Consider the following 17,559-nt stretch of genomic DNA (forward strand, 5'->3'; position numbering starts at 1 on the left):
CCCAAAATGTGAACACAATGAACATCCAACAAGAAATTCAACACTTATTCCAAAACCGAGATGAACATCCACTGTTTTATATTGAAAGTGGTAGTCGTTTATGGGGCATGGCAAGTCCAGACAGCGATTACGATGTACGTGGTTTCCATCTACCTTCCAAAGCACAATATTATGATTATCGCCAACACCGTGATTTAATCGAGATCATGGATGGCGACTTTGACTTCGTTTCATTCGACTTAAATAAAATGTTTGGGCTTTTGGCAAAAAGTAATCCGACTGTTTTAGAGTGGGTACGTGCACATATTGTCTATTTTAATCAATTTCCTGAATGGGAGAAATTTAGAGATGGCTTACTTGAACGAATAGACTATAAAGCGCTGTATTATCATTACTTGTCGCTGGCTAAAGGCGGTATGCATGTCATGCAAACCGCAGATAACTTTACCTATAAAAAAGTGTTTTATTCTATTCGTGGTCTGATGTCAGCAGAACTAGCAACACAGCAAATTATGCCTGAACTCCTGATTACGCAATTGTTTGATCAAATCGACGCTCATGATCCCTTACGGCATTGGGCAGAAGATTATTTGGAAATCAAAAAACAGCAAAAAGAAAAAGCGCAATTACCTGTCGCGGAACAAGCGCAAATCTTACAACTGTTAGAAAATAAAATTGAGGCCTTAAATTTAAGAGCGATTGAACCGACCAATGATATTGAAAAATTAAAGCAATATCTCACCGAATATAGCTTTAATTTAAAACAACATTTTTATGGCTAATGCTTTTACTCAATCAGAGAATAGTGACACTATGAAAACCCTTGCCTTTATTCATCGTAATGACACCCGCTTTGCGATAGGGGATTTTTATCCTGTACTTTCCGTATTTTCACACTATGAATTAGGCAATACCGTTTCTCCCTTTCTATTACTGGATCATTTAGGACCTGGTGTTTTAAAACCGACCAATTTACGCAAAGGGGTGAGTGAGCATCCTCATCGTGGTTTTGAAACGGTTACCCTGATTTTTGCTGGTGAATTAGAACATCGTGACTCATCGGGTGGTGGTGGTATTGTTTCAGCGGGTGATGTGCAATGGATGACCGCAGCTTCAGGTGTGGAACACAAAGAGGTCTTTAGTGAGGCATTTTCAAAAACGGGTGGCTATTTTGAAATGGTACAACTATGGGTGAATTTACCTGCCAAAGATAAAATGAATCCACCACGTTACCAAAGCTTGCGAAAAGCCAATATTCCAGTGATTGAACTCCCGAATAGTGCTGGAACGGTACGGGTGATTGCTGGGAACTATCAAGGCAATCAAGGGCCAGCAAAAACGCATTCGCCACTTCAAGTTTTGGATATTGAAATCCAAGCAGGGCATAAGGTCAGATTGCCCGCAGGCGCAGGAGAAACCACACTGGTCTATTTACGAACGGGTAAGGCTCAGTTTCAAGCTGAAGATGAAATATTTGAAGAGCAAGGGCTTGCTGTGATGTCGAGTTTGGAACAAGACTTTGAAATAACGGCATTGCAACAGTGTAAATTGTTGCTGCTTACAGGCAAACCGCTTCAAGAGCCAATCAATGGGCATGGGCCATTTGTCATGAACAACTATACTGAAATTCTTGAAGCATATGACGATATTAAACGTGGCACATTTATCAAATCAACAGTGCGCGATGATGAATAAAGCAAACTGTGAGAATTACAATTTGCTTTGATAATTAATTTATCGATGGTGATTTGTTCTTGAGTGCAATCAAGCCTTTGATCAGTAATACAATCCCGATACCCACACATAATCCCATTAGGAACTTGCCAAATATACCCAAGCCCAATTCTTTATGGTTGGCTGAGCTAATTGCTTTCGCCGTATCTTCAGCCGAGGCTGTTGCATTGGCTTGACTATCCATCAATGCCACAAAACCTGTATCTGTTTTACAGCTTCCTATGATAGTGCTTGAGTTTTCAGCATATTTATTTTGAACCAATTGTTCACATCGTGCCTGATCTTCAGCGCTAATTTTAGGTGCAGAACTAATAAAATAAAGTCCTCCACCCACCAACAATAAAATCACGCCAATAATGATCAGCGATATTGGGTTTTTATTTTTCATTTAAATTATTTATATCCGCTTATACAGCATTTAGAGTAGCTTAAGAATAATAAATGTTCAACTTTCACTGAAAATTTGTCTGTGTTAGACTAGTAAAACTTAACCCTGTGTGTACCTCTGTGAATTTTCTCATAGATCGGGTTAAGTTATAAATCTCACAAATATAGTTTCAGCAATTACTTTACCTATTGAATTAGACACCTTGTGAATACGGTGTTGAACTGCCTTTATTCAACGTAAATTCCACAATTTAATATTTATATTTCAGTGCTTGTCATTGGGCGAACGCTTATCTTTAAAAAGTAGTGTGAGCGATGCAAGCCAATAAAGATATGTAGAAAATAATGCAAAATTTAGTGCAAAAAGAACAAACTGCAAGTTTGAGTCGCGCTACGCTTATGTTTCCATTGGCGTTGGTGTTATTTGAATTTTCAGTTTATATCGGTAATGATTTGGTTCAGCCCGCAATGCTCGCAATCACCAAAGAATTTGGTGTGAGTAGTGCATGGGCACCATCATCTATGTCATTTTATCTTCTCGGCGGGGCATGCGTTGCAGGGATACTCGGACCTTTGTCTGACCGATTAGGACGTAAGAAAGTTTTATTGTCAGGTGTTGCATTCTTTGTCATCACCTGTTTATTAATTTTACTCACCCACAATATTGAAAGTTTTCTTGTTTTAAGATTCTTGCAAGGTTTTGGTTTATCTGTGATTGCAGCAGTGGGTTATGCTGCGATTCAAGAAACCTTTGAAGAGCGTGACGCCATTAAAGTTATGGCACTGATGGCAAATATTTCTTTGCTTGCCCCTTTGATTGGCCCTGTTGTCGGCGCATTTCTCATCGATCATGTGTCATGGCACTGGGGATTTATTGCGATTGCCTTTTTAGCTTTTCTGAGTTGGTTTGGTCTAAAAGCCAAGATGCCAGCACGTACAAGCAGTATTCCCAAAAAACCGTTGAGTTATATTTGGGATGATTATATGCAAGTCTTGAAAAATAAGACGTTCATGGGCATGACCCTCGGCTTGCCAATGGTGGCGATGCCTTTGATGCTATGGATCGCATTGTCTCCAGTGATGTTGGTTGAAGAGCTGGGACTCAGTAGTATGCAATATGGTCTGGCGCAATTCCCTGTATTGGGTGGATTGATTCTAGGTAATATTGTGCTGATTAAAGTGATTGATCGTTTGCCACTGGGTAAAACAGTTTTGATTGGTTTACCTTTGATGCTTTTAGGTACCGCAATTGTGGTGGTTGGGATCATTTGGCGCGAATATTTTCTTCATTGCGTTATTTTAGGCATGACCTTAGTCAGCTTTGGTGAAGGAATTAGTTTTTCAGTGCTTTATCGTTTTGCCTTAATGTCATCTGAAGTTTCTAAAGGCACTGTCGCTGCTGCTGTTTCAGTGTTGATGATGTTCACATTCTTCTTTGTGATTGAACTGATTCGAATTCTGTATGAGCATTTCCATCTCTGGGCTTATGCGTTGTCATGTTTTGCGTTAATTGCTTTGTGGTTCACTATTCCACGTGGATTATTAAAAACAATTATGCAGCAACGTAAAGTAAATGGTGAGTTTTAAGCTCACTTGAGTTTCCCTCTCCTTGTAAAAGGGGAGGGAGCTTTGCTTCTTAAATAAACAGGTTAAGGCTGTTGTAATGCTTTTAATTTATGATCAAAAACAAAAGGCCCAAAAGGTAAAATTGAAGCAATTAAACCTAAAATAAACATGTGAATGGACCACTTCTGTTTTCCACAGACAATCAATAACACTGCAAGAAAAGCAAGAAATAACACACCATGTCCCATGCCAATATATTTCACATAAATAGGCATATCCCAAATATATTTCAAAGGCATCGCAATAAAGAGAAGAAGGAGAAAGGAAATACCTTCAAGAAAACCAACAATACGTAAAGATTTGATATTCATGGTCACTTAGTCAAATGAGAATGAAGCTTGAGTCTAACCGAATTATCTAAACGATTTGAAAAAAATAGTAAATAAAATCGATTGATTTAAATAGATGGAAGATTGTTCTGGAGAATAAGCTTTTAGTCTCCAGACCAGATATAGCCCAATATTTAAGATCGATTATTGTAATGCTTTGATTGCTGCATCCTGCTGTTGCTGTTCAAATGCAGTGATATAAACACACCCAATATAGGTTTTATGTTCACCTTGATCTACAACGGGATTCGATTCAGCCAAAGTCAGTTTACGCAAAGATTTTTCGATTTCTTTGGTCTCAAGATCCGTTTTTACAACTTTCTCTCCTGAAAAATACGGCATATCTTTAAAGAACGGGTTTTGCGTGATTTGAAACTTTTTAGCGAGGTCTTTGGTATTCGCATGTTTTAAAACAGCCAACATTCCACCAGAAACCAAACTGATTTGATCTGTAGTTTGACCGAATACTGTAATCGGGACTTTACTGACATAGCTATATTCTTCACCTTGTTTGATCCAGCCATTCTTTTTCAGATCATCCTCAAATTCAAAACCTAAATCATAATAATTTTTCAGTGTCTTTTTACACTCTAAAAATTGCTGTAAGTCTTGATTAAATTGAGAATCTGCAAAAGCACAGGGTGCAGCACTAATGGTCAATGCAGAAAATAAAAACGTTAGGCAATGTCTAAGTTTCATGTGAAGCCTCTAAATGTCTGGTCATTCTTGCTATTTAATTTCTAATCGAAGTAAGGTTGTTTTTAGTTTTAACAACTCAGGTAAGGTTTCCAATAATAAACTGATTTGTTTGAGCACCAAAAGTAAATTATCTGACAAATTTTCTTGATCACTGATGTGCTGAATTTCAGTGAGCTTTGTTTCAATTAAGGCTTCATTTACAGCGGTTTGGTTAAGCAAAACATCAGTTAAGGTATGTTTGCACCATAACATCAAATCTAAAATCTGCTGATCATGTACATGTTCACGATGGCTACCTAAAGCTGAAACATAACTGAGCTGGCTATGGCTATAGACCAAGTATCGAAAGGCATTGTGAATTAAATCCGGATTTGGATTGGGTTCAGCACTTAAACTGGAAATCATCGTAGATAATTCAATCTGTGCATTATGTGCTGCTCGGCGTGCTTTACGATAATCAATACTGTTGGTGCGGCCTTGTTGATATTGTTCAACAACCGCATCGAAATAGTCTAAGGTTACTTTACTGCTTTTTCGGATATTGTTGGAAATATCACGGAAGTTCCAGTCTGGCCAAATAAAACTGACCGCAAACCATGCGATTAAACATCCCAAGAGGGTGTCGATAATACGCGGTAAAATAATGGCATAGCCTGCGCCTTTTAAATTAAAGATCAACAAGACCATAAGCGTTGCCATTAAAGTCGCCATGGCATATTTTTTTGAGCGTAGGTAGAAAAAGTACACCCCAAAAATAATAGTGAGGAGCAATTGCCCTTCAATACTGGGGACAAAGTATAAAATCGGAATACCCAAAAGTACCCCTAATACAGTGCCTAGCGTGCGCAGTTTTAAACGGCTTTTGGTGGCAAAATAACTAATCTGGCATACAAATAAACTGGTAAGTAAAATCCAATAGCCGTTTTTGGCAAAGGGCAGTAGCGAAATGGTATAGCCCACAGCAAACACAAATGCGATACGCACGGCATGGCGAAATAATGCAGAATTTGGGGTTAAATGTTGTTTAATCTTGAGCCAAAGGTCTGGTAGATCATGGATATCATCATCCAATAAATTGAGATTATCTCGATGTTGGCTATAACTTTGTTGATAATTACGTTGTTCAATACTCAGATTAACAAATTGATCTTGCACATTTTTCAGATTGTTTAATACCAACAGTAAATTTTTTACTTCTAAATTATGTGGATTGTGTTGAACCCATTCCTGCATTGAGTTTTCTAAATGGGCTAAAGCAATATTGTTGTCTGTATGCGTTTGAAAGATTTGGCGCTTTAAAATTGCCTCGGCAAGTTGCTGGCAATTACGCGCCTGCAAACGTACATTTTTCTGAATACGATAAATTAAATCTGTGCGGCTAAAGTTTTGATGAATCTTTTCATAGTGCAAATAATTGGACGTAACTTGTTCATGAATATCTTGGGCTAGAAAATATAAATTAAGCCAGTAAATGGTGTTTTTATTGGCACGAGAGGCTTTTAATCGGGTCAGTAATGAGGCTTTGGTTTGGTTTAAGTTTTGTACCAACTGACTATTTTGCAAAGAAAGATCATATAAAAGTTGCTCAACATTGTCGACATTATCAGGATCAAACAGTTTTGCTTTTGACATCAACAGCTCAGAAAGAAGATTAAAGCTATTGGATAAGTTGTCTTGTACAGCCTGTGTCGGTTTCAGTAGATAGAAAATGATAGAGGTCAAGCCATACCATAATGTACCCATGACAAAATAACTGGGCTGTTGATACCACTCAGTATATTCACCCAAGCCAAACATGGTATAGATTGACAAGAGCACGGTTCCAAATGAAATGGTGGCGTAGCGTTGCCCCAATGCCCCCATTAAGATAAAAGCTGCGCTGGATAGAGATAAGTAAATTAAAAATAAAAGTTTATAGGGATGTAAAAAATCTAAAATACTGCTGACTGTAAAAAATAGCACACAAACCAAGCCAAGATTTCTTAAACGAATACTCAGTCGGTCATCAAAATCTGTGAGCGCTGTTGCAATTGCACCAAGCGTAATCGGTACAATGAGCTGTTCATAGCCCAAAAAATACAGTCCAAGCGTTGTTCCAGTTAAAACAATCAAAATCTGTAGGCAATAAATCAAAGTTGAATTTGATTTTATATTTTGAAAGATTTGCTGATAACTATTCACAGTGTCAATTCAGTGGCTTGGGCGTTTCAATATTTTACTCGTTTCTGAAAAGGCGACACGATTTATTGCATATAGAAATGTAAAAAATAAACGGTAATATTCAACATTTTGTATACAGTTTAACCCTTACTTAAATGCTTAAAAAAACTCAGAATAAGCGATCAAATACTTAAAAATAGTAAAAATGTCAAACCAGCAAAACACTGAAATAAAACAACCTCGTTATCGCAATGCTGAATTAACCGAACGTCGTAATTTAAAAATGGCGGGTTCGATCCATGCCTATGTACGTGGCAATACGGCCAAATATTATGATTGGTTGAAGCAAGCTGAAATAAGTTCGATCCCACAGGGGCCTGCAATTTGGATTTGTGGAGATTGTCATACTGGGAATTTGGGCCCTGTTGCCAATGCTGAGGGTAAAATTGATATTGAAATTCGTGACCTAGATCAAACTGTGATTGGTAATCCTGCCAATGATGTTATCCGTTTAGGGTTATCCTTAGCCACAGCTGTACGTAGTTCAGATTTGCCTGGTGTGGTCACCGCGCAGATGATTGAAGCGTTGTATGCTGGTTATGTGCATGCTTTAGCACACAATGGTCGAGGGATTGATAAATTACAGCGACCAGTACTTGTGCATAGTGCAATGCAAAAAGCACTCAAGCGAACATGGAAAAATTTAGCAAGAGAGCGTTTAGAAGGTTTAACGCCTGAAATAACCTTGGGGAAGAAATTTTGGCCTTTATTAAAAAAAGAACATCTCGAAATTCATAGTGTTTTTAATCAGCCCGATATTCAAGACTTGGTCACAATGATTGGTCAGCGTGATCAATCTGCTCAATTGAAAGTCATCGATTCAGCATATTGGGTTAAAGGGTGCAGTTCTTTAGGCTTATTGCGCTATATCGTACTGATGGATTCATCGAATCATATTGTCAGAGATGGCAAAGGCCTGTGTTTAATGGATCTGAAAGAAGCCACAACAGCACTTGCACCACGTTATTCAAATACACCAATGCCAAAAGACAATGCGGCAAGAATTGTTGAGGGCGCAAGACATTTATCGCCATTTTTAGGGGATCGGATGCGAGCAAGTAAGTTTTTAGATACTTCGGTTTTTATTCGAGAGTTATTGCCACAAGATTTAAAACTCGAAATAGAAGGGGTCAATGAAGTTGAAGCCAAAGACTTAGCTTTCTATTTGGCTTTTGTGGTTGGTCGTGCACATGCTCGACAGATGGATGATGCAGTACGTAATGCTTGGGTAAAAGAGCTAAAACGCAATCAATCAAAAACCATTGATGCGCCATTTTGGCTATGGCGTAGTATTGTTGAATTGATGAGTGTACATGAGGCTGGTTATTTGGAGCATTGCCGCCGTTATGCGCTTTCGCATCTAAAATAAACACGATGTGGATAAGCGCATACTTATCCACAATTAGGGTCTGTTGACATTTCATAAATGGCTTGCGTTGTAAGCTAAAATTGAGCAGGCAAGGCATGAAACGAAGAGAATAGCGAGACTATTTTCGAGTTTCATAACACAGGCTGAGATAATTTTAGCTACAACCCTGAGCAAGAACAAAGCACTGCTTTGTTTGCAGCGCAAGGCGCAGCGGGGGACTAGAGTGTTTTTTGCTGCTACGTCGTTACGAACTATTCATTTAGAATGACTAAATTTCATATTTCGTGCCTTGTATCATCTAAAAAACACACGTAGTCGCAAACATAGACGAATTGTCAACAGACCCGAATAATTTAAATTATTGAATCACACCACAGGCAATACGATCTCCACCGCCACCCAGTGGTTTTGGATGGTCTGAATAATTATCGCCACCCGCATGAATCATAATGGCTAAGCCTTGAATATCGGCCAGTTTTAGACGTGGTGCAATTAAGGTTGTTTTGGCATTACCATTTGAATCTACATTGAGTACAGGTAAATCGCCCATATGTCCATCATTGGGGGTGCCATGTCCAGTTTTTTGCGGATTGAAATGACCACCCGCAGCTAAAGCAGCGCCCATTTTCCCGTCTTTTTCAGCAGGGGCACATGAGCCTTTTTCATGAATATGGAAACCATGATAACCAGAAGGTAATTGGCTAAGTTGGGTGTTGATGGTTAAACCATTTGGAGAATCTTGCAAGCTCACTGTACCAATTTTTGCACCGATGCCTTGTGCAGAGACCGCATGCATATCCACTGTTTGTAGTGGTGTTTTAAGCTTAGGTTTGACCGTTGTTGTACTACATGCCGCTGTAAAAAGTGCGATACATGTACAAAGTATAGAAGTTTTAAAGAAAGTAGATGTCATCGAACGCATCCAAAGTATTTGATTATGATTAGTCACTATTCAAACAAAGCATGGCCTGATAAACAATGTGAATTAAATGTCTGATTGTATGAATTTATTTAACAGTAAATTTGATTGGCATTGATTATGCTGACTAAAAATAAATAAACAAAATAATTACGCAGAATATCTGCGATATATAAGATCGCTATACAAGGTATATTCGCCAATTAAAGCTTATTGGCGAATATACGATTTCAAATATTGAAATTTTAATTGTCACTTGCCTGAATTGGGCTAAGGTTTTGTGGGCTGATCATCATCAATGTCATAGGCCATCGTGGCATCTGGCATTAGGATTTCTGACTCAGTGGTTTCGTGTAACCACTCACGCCAAATGGCCAAGAGAATTGCAAGAATGACAGGGCCAATAAACAGTCCAACCAGTCCAAAACTTGCTAATCCACCAAGTACACCAAACATGATCAACAAGAACGGAATCTTGGTTGCACCTGAAATAACCAAAGGTCGAATCACATTATCAGCAGTACTGACAATACAAACACCCCAAGCCATTACACCGATTGCTTCCATGGTTTGACCTTGTGAAAACAGCCATAATGAAACCGCACCATAAGCAACAGGAGGGCCGAATGGAATCAGTGCCATCAAGAAAGTCACAATGGTGAGTACCATTGGATTTGGAACACCGGCAACAAAATAACTCACACCCGCAAGAAATGCTTGAGCAACCGCAGTTAAACCAACACCATAAACCACAGCACGAGTCGTTTCAGAAATGGTGTCAAGATAATGGTGAATACGTGGACCAATTAACATTTGTAAGGCTTTACTGACTTGTTCCAAAATGGTTTGACCATCTCGATAGAAGAAGAATAAAGACATGATTGCAAAACCTAGCTTAACCAGATTTTTGGTAATTTCATTCAAGACGAATTTACCATAGTTCATATGGCCTTGAATCCATAGACCAATGGTTTGCGAAAGGCTGGTAGGATCAGCATTAATTTCACGTACAGTACGGCTGACTTCTTTGCCAATGATGGGGAGTTCACGGATAAAGTCTGGAACAGTCAAATGACCTGAAGATAATTGGCGTTGTAGGTCGAAATAAAGATTTCGTCCTTCATGTTGTAAAATAAAAATGGCAAAAGTCAGTGGAATTCCAACCACCAACACCACCAGCGTAATCATGAGTGATGCACTGAGGGTTGGTCGATTCGAACCAAACATTCTTAATATGCGTTTGTACATTGGCCAAGTCATATAGGCAATAATACATGCCCATAACACAGGTACAATGAAGTATTTGAGAATATCGTAACCTAAAAAAATAAGGATAAACAATAATCCAAACAATAAGATACGTTGTAAGTTCGAAGTGAAATCTTGCACGAATTACTCTAAAAATTGTGAGTGATTGACTCAATATTAACTGAAAAATAAAGTGTGGCAAATTTTAACCGTACTTTATCTGATCTTTCTTGAATTGGTTTTAGAACCAATCGCTTGGATCGTCTATTAAAGCATCAAGTAAGGGTTGCCATTGTTCTTGAATGGTTAAAAAGTTCTTTTGGGTTTTATCAAAAACGTTTAAACCTTGCATCGCCAATTGGCTATAGGCAGTACGTTCGGATATCCATGCAACAGGTTTTTGTTCGATTTTATCAAAGAATTGCTGAATATCTTTCGAGCTTGAGCTGTTGGCTTTCATTCGATTGGCAACCAGATATACAGAAACTTTGCCTTTACGGATTTTTTTAATGTCTTGGATGTGTTTAAGGAAACGTCGGGTACTGTCGATATCAAAAAATGAGGGTTGTAGCGGAGTGACTACAGCATGGCATTCACTAATCAATTGCTCAGCATGTTCACCAGTTAAAGCACCTGGTGCATCAATCACTAAATAATCTAAGTTTTTAGGTGCATCTCCAATTGATTTTTCATGACGCCAATCCAGACTTTGAATTGTTGCTGCAGTGTCAGGACGTTGCTTTAACCATTGCAGTGCAGATTTTTGTCCATCTGCATCAGCCAAGGCCACTTTATAGCCTTTTTGTGCAAGCGCCGTCGCTAATGTTATTGCTGTAATCGTTTTCCCACAACCGCCTTTTAAATTTGCAACAAGTATTGTTTTCATGATTGATCAATTAAGTCTGTAAGCTAACCTTCACCTTACTTTAGCACTAATTTTTAGCATATAGGTTATACATGACAAAACTTTAGTAGTTGTTTACATTGTGCAAGATATCAAGTTAAAGGAAAAAGCATGTCCATCTGGATGGCGATGTTAATTGGTGCATGTATTGGCATCGTTTTAACCACAATCGTGTTATCAAGTACGCGTAATGGCAAAATCAAAGCAGAGTATGAGCAATATATTGCTGAGTTGGAATTGGAGCATCAGCAGATTTTAGCAAGCGCGCAAAAGCGTAGTGTAAATACCAGTCGTGCTGTGTTGAAAGGCAAAATGGCGGAACAACTGGCACCAATCATGCCTGAGTTTCGTTATTTACCCAGTGATGCCAAGTTTTTAGGGGATCCTATTGATTATGTGGTGTTTGATGGTTATACCGATTTTCGAGATGGTGAAGGTTTGGCTGAAGATATTGAAGTGGTGCTGATTGATATTAAGAGTGGTGGGGCACGTTTGACCAAGGGGCAACAAGCGATTGCTCAAGCAATTCAAGACGGGCGAGTCCGCTTTGAAACGATTCGGATTGATTTTGAAGATTAGAAAATTGAAGTGTTTTTGCATTGAGTGTGTAGATTTTTAGCCTAAATCAAAAACCAAGGTCCTTTTCGACTTTGCTTTAGATCAAGTGAAAAGGACACTGTTTTTAAATTGTGAGTGAAAGTCGAAACGATCTTGTTTTTATCGGGGATTGAGTGAGGTTAAAATTTCTCTATCAAATTTTCTATTAAATTTATCTATTCAATGGCGCAAGCTTAAAGCTTGTGTGCTCTGGCCATAAACATACGTCGTCCAATTTTTGGCAGATCCTCAGCATCAAAATAATATTTTTCAGAAAACTTAAAATTGGCGTTTAAAAGTTCAAGTTCGATATTACGGTTTAAGTGACACCCGTCAGCAATGACTTTTTGTATAGGTGTTAAAAGATCTTGCAGTTTTTTTAAAGTGTTATTGTCATGATATTGAACGTGTTCAATTAGATGCAGTGTCCCTTGAGGCTTTAAAACACGATGAATTTCTTGAATGGCTTTGTCTAAATTGGCAATGCTACACATGGTCCATGTACTGACAATATTTTCGACTGAATGATCTGCAAAAGGCAGCTTTTCTGCGCTGGCTTGAATGTGTTGTACATGAAAGGGTGCATCAAATACCCTTTTTTGAGCAAGTTGATAGACATCTCGGTTTGGCTCAAGCGCATACACTTGATCAACCTCTTGGTAAAATGGCAGGTTTAAACCTGTACCAAAACCGATTTCTAAGACTTCACCTCGAACTTTTCCAAGTAATTCTGCACGTCCATCCATCATGCTTGGTGTTTGCATCACTTGATTGAGCAAATGTGGGAAAATACGTTGTTGGTAAAATTTATAAATCATCATTGTATGCAATTATATGGATATAAGCTAAATTCTAACCAAAGCCTGCTTTGAATATAAGACAAAAATAGGACGAAATCTCTGTATTTTGTTACCGAAACTCGATTTTTATTTTAAGTTTTTATATTAATACTAGGATTATAGATTTTGTACAATTTTTAAGTGTGGTTTGAGGAGCATGATATGAGTAAAAAGTTAATCTGTGCAGCGTTGATGGCACTGAGTGCTTTTCAGGTCTATGCCTTTCAATCTACTGATTCTTCTAAAGTTTCAAAAGCCAACCCAGCATTTAATATTGCAAATGGTTTAGCACCAATCGACCAACATCAGAAAATTTCCGTTTTGGAACCTTTTCATGGTGAATTTCGGATCCTCGGTTCAAAAGAATATAAGGATGATGAGCAAGCAAAATTTTCTCCAATTGATTATGCAGTAACTCGCGGTTTATTTACTGAGCCTGAAATTGCCCGTCAGATTTCGATCAATCAATATGATCGTTTCTTAAATTGGAAAATGGCTCGACCACCAATTCCTGCTCAATTGGCAACTCAATTGGTCAGTAATATGCATATTATTCCCGCTAATCCTGAAATTGCTCAACAAATCAAACAGGTAAAGCGTGGCGATTTAGTTCGCTTAACTGGTGATTTGGTTCAAGTGAATGATAAAGATTTGGTGTGGAAATCTGCTTTGGATTGGAATGGTGTTGGTGATGGGGCGTGTAAACTGATTCGGGTGAATTCTATTCAGTGGTTGGAAAAGCAAAATATCTAAATTCAAATTGAGCCACATCAGAGAAGATGATAAGGTTTGCTATAATTTTAGCCAGTTTGAATCATAAAGAGTGTGATAAATGAAAGGTTTAGTGGGTTTTACTTTGTTGGTTTGCAGTTTGGGCTTAGTCGCTTGTCAAAGTTCAAGTCCTACAGTGGAAGGTAAAACACATGAGTATACATTGAAACAAAAGTGCCCAACTTTGATGGATATGAAAGTAGGTGAAGTGCTTGTATTCAATGCACCTGAAAACCCAAGCACAGGTTATCAATGGCAGTTATTACAACCACTTAAAATATTTAAAACAGAAGAAACCTATTTGCAAAATGATAATGAAGAGGGAGCAGTGGGTGTCGGTGGCACCAAGACTTTCCGTTTTAAAGCTGAAAAACCAGGACAAGATTATATTGAATTGGTGCACGTTCGTTCATGGGAATCTTCAAAACAACCTGATCAACAATGGCGTTGTCGTATTCGGGTTTCTTAGGATTTCACTTTAATTGTACTGGTTTAAACATGATTAGCGATTCTTGTCTTGTGCCATTTGATCTGGCACAAGAGAAGATTAAAGCATTAGTTTTTTTATTTTTTATCAGTCAATTGTTTCCAATGATCAAGTTGCTCATCAGCGCTTAACATTTCTCCCATACCTTTGACTGCATCACTTGGATTTTTCAGTTCACCATCTGCAGATTGTTTTTTCTCATCATAGACTTTGGCTTGATTTTCCCAATATTGATAGCGTAACCCTTGAATATAGCGTCCTTGTTCGGTTTTTAGATCCAGTTGTTTAAGCATATTCAGCGCAGATTCAATGCCATCACGTTTGAGCTGACGATCTATTTCTTCGGTAAGAGTGCCATCTGTTGCACGTTTTTTTAGGTCAGCTTCTAAAGCATTATTATTTTCGGTAAATTTCTGATCATATTCTTCAAGTAATGCGATATCGTGAGCATCATCGGGTGTACTTGGAAAGCTTTTAATCGGTTTGGTTTTCAATTGATCCATGATCTCTTGAGAGGCATCTTTCGGTTCAGATGAATTGTTTTGCTGTGGGCTATCTTTAGGAGAACATGCTGCCATGAAAACGACGGATGTAAGTAAACCTGAAAGGAGTAAAGGGCGAAGTATTAAATTCATGATAAACATTCCTCATTAAAGCGTTTCGATTAGCGCAGTTTCCTAAAGTTATAAACATAGGTGACATAAGGGAAGTCTATTTCATCTTGCGCATGTTTACCCGTATATTCCAAGACAATATGTTCGAATTTGTGTTTCAGCGTGAGTTGCTGTTGTTCTGGCATCGCTGCAATAAAACTGGTGGATAATAAGCGCTTGCTGACCACATTTTCCACGGTTCCAGTTTGTACTTGTGAAAAGACTTTGGCGGTTTCAAGCTGGAATAAAAATTGATTTTCAAACGCCAATTTCCATTGCCCACTATGGTATCGTGGAGTGTCTCCTTCGATCGTCGCGAGCAGATCTGCCAATGCTTTAACCCAGTCTATCGTCTCATCGCGCTGGTTCCAGACCAAACCAAGGTGACCCTCAGGTTTTAAAATGTGGTGAATTTCATTCAAGGTTTCAATATTGGCAAACCAGTGAAATGACTGCGCGCACAAAACAGCATCAATACTTTCAGATTCTAACGGAATTTGATCACTCTTTGCTTGAAGCGTTTGTACATCAGGATGTACTATTTTCAATTGTTCCAACATTTCTGTGACGGGCTCGACAGCAATAATATTGGGCGTTGCTTGTTTGAGGTAAGGGAGAAATTTTCCAGTACCTGCACCTAAGTCAACAACGCTTGAATCTGGGCCAAGGGCTAAATCTTCTTTTAACCATTTGACCACGTCTTGTGGATAATTGGGTCTGACTTGTTGATAAAGTTCAGCAGCAGTACTGAAGCCTTTTTGAGCAGCAGGATGTAGGGAATGTGTCATATTTTGCGCTTTTTTATCTGACTAGACTCTATAAAATATGACACTTGAAGCAATCAATAGGCAAGTGCCTATTTATTTAATTTCAGCCAATGATAGAGCTAGTGCTCGGTGTGCGAATGGATAAGCAAATAATTTTTGAAGATGATCATATTAGAGCAATCTATTTACAAGGTGATTCTGACACTTTAGTCCTGTCATTTGGTGACTTGATTTCTAGAGCTAAAGGACTTTCCATCAATGCTGAAAAGTCTTTGATGAAATATAACTATGCCGTGGTCGGGATTATGCCAAAACAGAAGTCTTGGTTTCCTGCTTCAAGCATGGCTGCATTGTTAGAGCATCTTGATCCCATTTTAAAACAATTTAAAAATATCGTGGGTTATGGCGGTTCAATGGGTGGCTACGCGGCAATCAAATATGCCAAAGCTTTAAAAATGAATCGAGTGGTTGCCATGGTTCCGCAATATTCAATCGATCCTTTAGAGGTTGAGGACAAGCGTTATACAGATTTCTATGATGCTGAATTAAATGCGGATATGCGTATTCAGGCACAAGATATCGTTGCAGACTGTGAATACATCATTGTTTATGACCCTTATTTTGAAAATGATAAAGAACATTATTTAAAAATTAAGCCATTGATACCTCAGTTGCATACGTTACATTTACCGTATACTGGTCATGATGCGATTGCAGTTTTAGCCAACTCTGCGCTACTACATGATTTTATTGAATGTGAATACGATCAAACTTATTTTTATAAGCAGATTCGTGAAGTAAAGAAAAACAGCAAATTTTATTATCGAAGTGTGATTGCTCACTTATTGGGGACACATAACGAAGCTTTGGGTAAAATTCTAAAAGGTACAGATATCCAACTGGATAGTACTTTCTTTGATGCCAGTTTAAAGCAGACCATTACGCGTATTTTATTGACCAATAAACGAGTAGATGAGCAAGATTTGCAGAAACTGGGTATTCAAGTCAATTTTGCTTTTGAAGATAAAACGCAGCTACAAGACAGTTTTGGCAATATTTTAGTATTTAACGTGATCACGCAAAAGCTAGAAAGCTATGATCAACAAGTGATTGATGTGAATGGAAAATACATTATTCCATTGCATGTTGAAAACAATGGTTTGGCACAAGTCGAGATCAAAAAGCAGACCTATTTGATTTGTATGAATGATCGCCGTGTGACCAAATTATTTAAGCAAGATGAAGCGTTATCTTTGGATATGAATCCAATTGTAATTAAAAAAACCACTGACTTTTATGTATTGACCTATAAAAACTTTTATATGAGTTGCGATATTCAAGGTTTGGTGAGTTTTGATGATGAAAGCTTAAATGAGTTTTGCCACTTTAAGGTTGCTTAAAGTCAGCGGTTGAGCTGAAACACCATTTGGTGTCTAACGATTTCACATTTGAGCCATTTAAATAGACAGATACGGCTTTAGTTACATTGCTTTAAATAGGCGATTGGAAATAAAGCGGTATATTTTTTAAATTCATTTTGAACGTCTAAATCACTGACTTTATAGACTTCGCTGGAATGTTGATAAACATCAGTCACTGCTGCCAGAGAACCTTCTTCACCGTCTTTATAATGATAACGGAAGGTTTTTTGCGTGGCATGGAGCAGTTTTTGCTTCATGGGTGGTTGATGAAGGAAGGTAAAATTAAACACACGATTTTCCATTTCCAAATAATATCGAGCTTGAATACGACAACCCCGATTTAATTTAATCAGTTTAAATTCATTTCCCTCAGAACTTCTAAACTCAGCTTCGTCTAAGTTATTTATTGATTGTAAAACATATGCTTTTGCATAGACTGGTGAATATAAACTAAAACCAAGCAGAGCGAGCATAAGTGACGGATAAGCTGTCGAATTCATTGTAAGGTCTTTTTGTTGATTGTTTAACTCACTATAAGGCGTAATCAGGTGTTTTAAAATATAAAAGATTTATGCCAGAGGTCTCTATC

At 38.0% G+C, this 17,559-nt stretch carries 19 protein-coding genes; 8 read left to right on the forward strand and 11 right to left on the reverse strand.

The window, feature by feature from the left end; translation table 11 throughout:
- Positions 1-17: 17 nt before the first annotated feature.
- The gene (locus AS4_RS01875) at positions 18-782 is read left to right on the forward strand and encodes a nucleotidyltransferase domain-containing protein (RefSeq protein WP_096732810.1); all 765 of its coding nucleotides are present in this window, start codon (positions 18-20) and stop codon (positions 780-782) included.
- A gap of 31 nt (positions 783-813) precedes the next feature.
- Positions 814-1,695 carry a pirin family protein gene (locus AS4_RS01880; RefSeq protein ID WP_096735469.1) on the forward strand — a complete coding sequence of 294 codons (882 nt, stop codon included), beginning with the start codon at positions 814-816 and terminating at the stop codon, positions 1,693-1,695.
- A 34-nt stretch (positions 1,696-1,729) separates the two neighbouring features.
- Here the strand turns inward: AS4_RS01880 and AS4_RS01885 are convergent, their stop codons facing one another.
- Positions 1,730-2,122: a hypothetical protein gene (locus tag AS4_RS01885; RefSeq protein ID WP_096732812.1), complete on the reverse strand. Its 393-nt coding sequence runs from the start codon at positions 2,120-2,122 to the stop codon at positions 1,730-1,732.
- A gap of 344 nt (positions 2,123-2,466) precedes the next feature.
- On the opposite strand from AS4_RS01885, the gene craA reads away from it, so the two are divergent.
- On the forward strand, positions 2,467-3,708 hold the full coding sequence (craA, locus tag AS4_RS01890) for a chloramphenicol efflux MFS transporter CraA (protein ID WP_004818687.1): 1,242 nt from the start codon (positions 2,467-2,469) through the stop codon (positions 3,706-3,708).
- Positions 3,709-3,770: 62 nt separating this feature from the next.
- Here craA and AS4_RS01895 read toward each other — a convergent pair whose 3' ends face one another.
- The 3 genes from AS4_RS01895 to yccS all read right to left on the reverse strand — a co-directional run bounded on the left by AS4_RS01895 (position 3,771) and on the right by yccS (position 6,956).
- A complete protein-coding gene (locus AS4_RS01895; RefSeq protein ID WP_034615366.1) occupies positions 3,771-4,058 on the reverse strand; it encodes a DUF3817 domain-containing protein in 288 nt (95 codons plus the stop codon).
- A 162-nt stretch (positions 4,059-4,220) separates the two neighbouring features.
- Complete coding sequence (locus AS4_RS01900) at positions 4,221-4,775, reverse strand: hypothetical protein (RefSeq protein ID WP_096732814.1); 555 nt, start codon at positions 4,773-4,775, stop codon at positions 4,221-4,223.
- A gap of 30 nt (positions 4,776-4,805) precedes the next feature.
- On the reverse strand, positions 4,806-6,956 hold the full coding sequence (yccS, locus tag AS4_RS01905) for a YccS family putative transporter (RefSeq protein WP_096732815.1): 2,151 nt from the start codon (positions 6,954-6,956) through the stop codon (positions 4,806-4,808).
- Positions 6,957-7,140: 184 nt separating this feature from the next.
- On the opposite strand from yccS, the gene AS4_RS01910 reads away from it, so the two are divergent.
- Complete coding sequence (locus AS4_RS01910) at positions 7,141-8,364, forward strand: DUF2252 family protein (protein WP_096732817.1); 1,224 nt, start codon at positions 7,141-7,143, stop codon at positions 8,362-8,364.
- Positions 8,365-8,722: 358 nt separating this feature from the next.
- Here the strand turns inward: AS4_RS01910 and sodC are convergent, their stop codons facing one another.
- The 3 genes from sodC to AS4_RS01925 form a co-directional block, all read right to left on the reverse strand.
- Positions 8,723-9,277: a superoxide dismutase family protein gene (gene sodC, locus AS4_RS01915; protein WP_004718225.1), complete on the reverse strand. Its 555-nt coding sequence runs from the start codon at positions 9,275-9,277 to the stop codon at positions 8,723-8,725.
- A gap of 276 nt (positions 9,278-9,553) precedes the next feature.
- The gene (locus AS4_RS01920) at positions 9,554-10,672 is read right to left on the reverse strand and encodes an AI-2E family transporter (protein ID WP_096732819.1); all 1,119 of its coding nucleotides are present in this window, start codon (positions 10,670-10,672) and stop codon (positions 9,554-9,556) included.
- 100 nt (positions 10,673-10,772) lie between these two features.
- Positions 10,773-11,417: a ParA family protein gene (locus tag AS4_RS01925; protein ID WP_004718222.1), complete on the reverse strand. Its 645-nt coding sequence runs from the start codon at positions 11,415-11,417 to the stop codon at positions 10,773-10,775.
- A gap of 129 nt (positions 11,418-11,546) precedes the next feature.
- Between AS4_RS01925 and AS4_RS01930 the strand changes: the two genes are divergently transcribed.
- Complete coding sequence (locus tag AS4_RS01930; RefSeq protein WP_096732821.1) at positions 11,547-12,014, forward strand: Holliday junction resolvase-like protein; 468 nt, start codon at positions 11,547-11,549, stop codon at positions 12,012-12,014.
- A 212-nt stretch (positions 12,015-12,226) separates the two neighbouring features.
- Here the strand turns inward: AS4_RS01930 and AS4_RS01935 are convergent, their stop codons facing one another.
- A complete protein-coding gene (locus tag AS4_RS01935; RefSeq protein ID WP_004818700.1) occupies positions 12,227-12,850 on the reverse strand; it encodes a class I SAM-dependent methyltransferase in 624 nt (207 codons plus the stop codon).
- A 183-nt stretch (positions 12,851-13,033) separates the two neighbouring features.
- Here AS4_RS01935 and AS4_RS01940 point away from each other — a divergent pair, with 183 nt between their 5' ends.
- Entirely contained in the window at positions 13,034-13,624 is a 591-nt protein-coding gene (locus AS4_RS01940) for a hypothetical protein (protein WP_004818701.1), read from the forward strand.
- Between the two features lie 79 nt (positions 13,625-13,703).
- On the forward strand, positions 13,704-14,111 hold the full coding sequence (locus AS4_RS01945) for a protease inhibitor I42 family protein (protein WP_004718213.1): 408 nt from the start codon (positions 13,704-13,706) through the stop codon (positions 14,109-14,111).
- A gap of 95 nt (positions 14,112-14,206) precedes the next feature.
- Here AS4_RS01945 and AS4_RS01950 read toward each other — a convergent pair whose 3' ends face one another.
- Positions 14,207-14,764 (reverse strand): hypothetical protein, encoded by a 558-nt coding sequence (locus AS4_RS01950; RefSeq protein WP_004818703.1) that lies wholly within the window; start codon positions 14,762-14,764, stop codon positions 14,207-14,209.
- Between the two features lie 29 nt (positions 14,765-14,793).
- Positions 14,794-15,570: a class I SAM-dependent methyltransferase gene (locus AS4_RS01955; RefSeq protein WP_004818704.1), complete on the reverse strand. Its 777-nt coding sequence runs from the start codon at positions 15,568-15,570 to the stop codon at positions 14,794-14,796.
- Positions 15,571-15,659: 89 nt separating this feature from the next.
- Here AS4_RS01955 and AS4_RS01960 point away from each other — a divergent pair, with 89 nt between their 5' ends.
- Complete coding sequence (locus tag AS4_RS01960; RefSeq protein WP_096732823.1) at positions 15,660-16,949, forward strand: hypothetical protein; 1,290 nt, start codon at positions 15,660-15,662, stop codon at positions 16,947-16,949.
- 77 nt (positions 16,950-17,026) lie between these two features.
- Here AS4_RS01960 and AS4_RS01965 read toward each other — a convergent pair whose 3' ends face one another.
- Complete coding sequence (locus AS4_RS01965; protein ID WP_096732824.1) at positions 17,027-17,470, reverse strand: hypothetical protein; 444 nt, start codon at positions 17,468-17,470, stop codon at positions 17,027-17,029.
- Positions 17,471-17,559 lie beyond the last annotated feature (89 nt).

It is taken from the genome of Acinetobacter guillouiae (assembly GCF_002370525.2).
In the GTDB taxonomy this organism is placed as follows: Bacteria; Pseudomonadota; Gammaproteobacteria; order Pseudomonadales; family Moraxellaceae; genus Acinetobacter; species Acinetobacter guillouiae.

Coding starts and splice junctions, on each gene's coding strand:
- AS4_RS01875 (WP_096732810.1), top strand. CDS start 18: ATGAACATCCAACAAGAAATTCAACACTTATTCCAAAACCGAGATGAA.
- AS4_RS01880 (WP_096735469.1), top strand. CDS start 814: ATGAAAACCCTTGCCTTTATTCATCGTAATGACACCCGCTTTGCGATA.
- AS4_RS01885 (WP_096732812.1), bottom strand. CDS start 2,122: ATGAAAAATAAAAACCCAATATCGCTGATCATTATTGGCGTGATTTTA.
- craA (WP_004818687.1), top strand. CDS start 2,467: ATGCAAAATTTAGTGCAAAAAGAACAAACTGCAAGTTTGAGTCGCGCT.
- AS4_RS01895 (WP_034615366.1), bottom strand. CDS start 4,058: ATGAATATCAAATCTTTACGTATTGTTGGTTTTCTTGAAGGTATTTCC.
- AS4_RS01900 (WP_096732814.1), bottom strand. CDS start 4,775: ATGAAACTTAGACATTGCCTAACGTTTTTATTTTCTGCATTGACCATT.
- AS4_RS01910 (WP_096732817.1), top strand. CDS start 7,141: ATGTCAAACCAGCAAAACACTGAAATAAAACAACCTCGTTATCGCAAT.
- sodC (WP_004718225.1), bottom strand. CDS start 9,277: ATGACATCTACTTTCTTTAAAACTTCTATACTTTGTACATGTATCGCA.
- AS4_RS01925 (WP_004718222.1), bottom strand. CDS start 11,417: ATGAAAACAATACTTGTTGCAAATTTAAAAGGCGGTTGTGGGAAAACG.
- AS4_RS01930 (WP_096732821.1), top strand. CDS start 11,547: ATGTCCATCTGGATGGCGATGTTAATTGGTGCATGTATTGGCATCGTT.
- AS4_RS01935 (WP_004818700.1), bottom strand. CDS start 12,850: ATGATTTATAAATTTTACCAACAACGTATTTTCCCACATTTGCTCAAT.
- AS4_RS01940 (WP_004818701.1), top strand. CDS start 13,034: ATGAGTAAAAAGTTAATCTGTGCAGCGTTGATGGCACTGAGTGCTTTT.
- AS4_RS01945 (WP_004718213.1), top strand. CDS start 13,704: ATGAAAGGTTTAGTGGGTTTTACTTTGTTGGTTTGCAGTTTGGGCTTA.
- AS4_RS01950 (WP_004818703.1), bottom strand. CDS start 14,764: ATGAATTTAATACTTCGCCCTTTACTCCTTTCAGGTTTACTTACATCC.
- AS4_RS01955 (WP_004818704.1), bottom strand. CDS start 15,570: ATGACACATTCCCTACATCCTGCTGCTCAAAAAGGCTTCAGTACTGCT.
- AS4_RS01960 (WP_096732823.1), top strand. CDS start 15,660: ATGATAGAGCTAGTGCTCGGTGTGCGAATGGATAAGCAAATAATTTTT.
- AS4_RS01965 (WP_096732824.1), bottom strand. CDS start 17,470: ATGAATTCGACAGCTTATCCGTCACTTATGCTCGCTCTGCTTGGTTTT.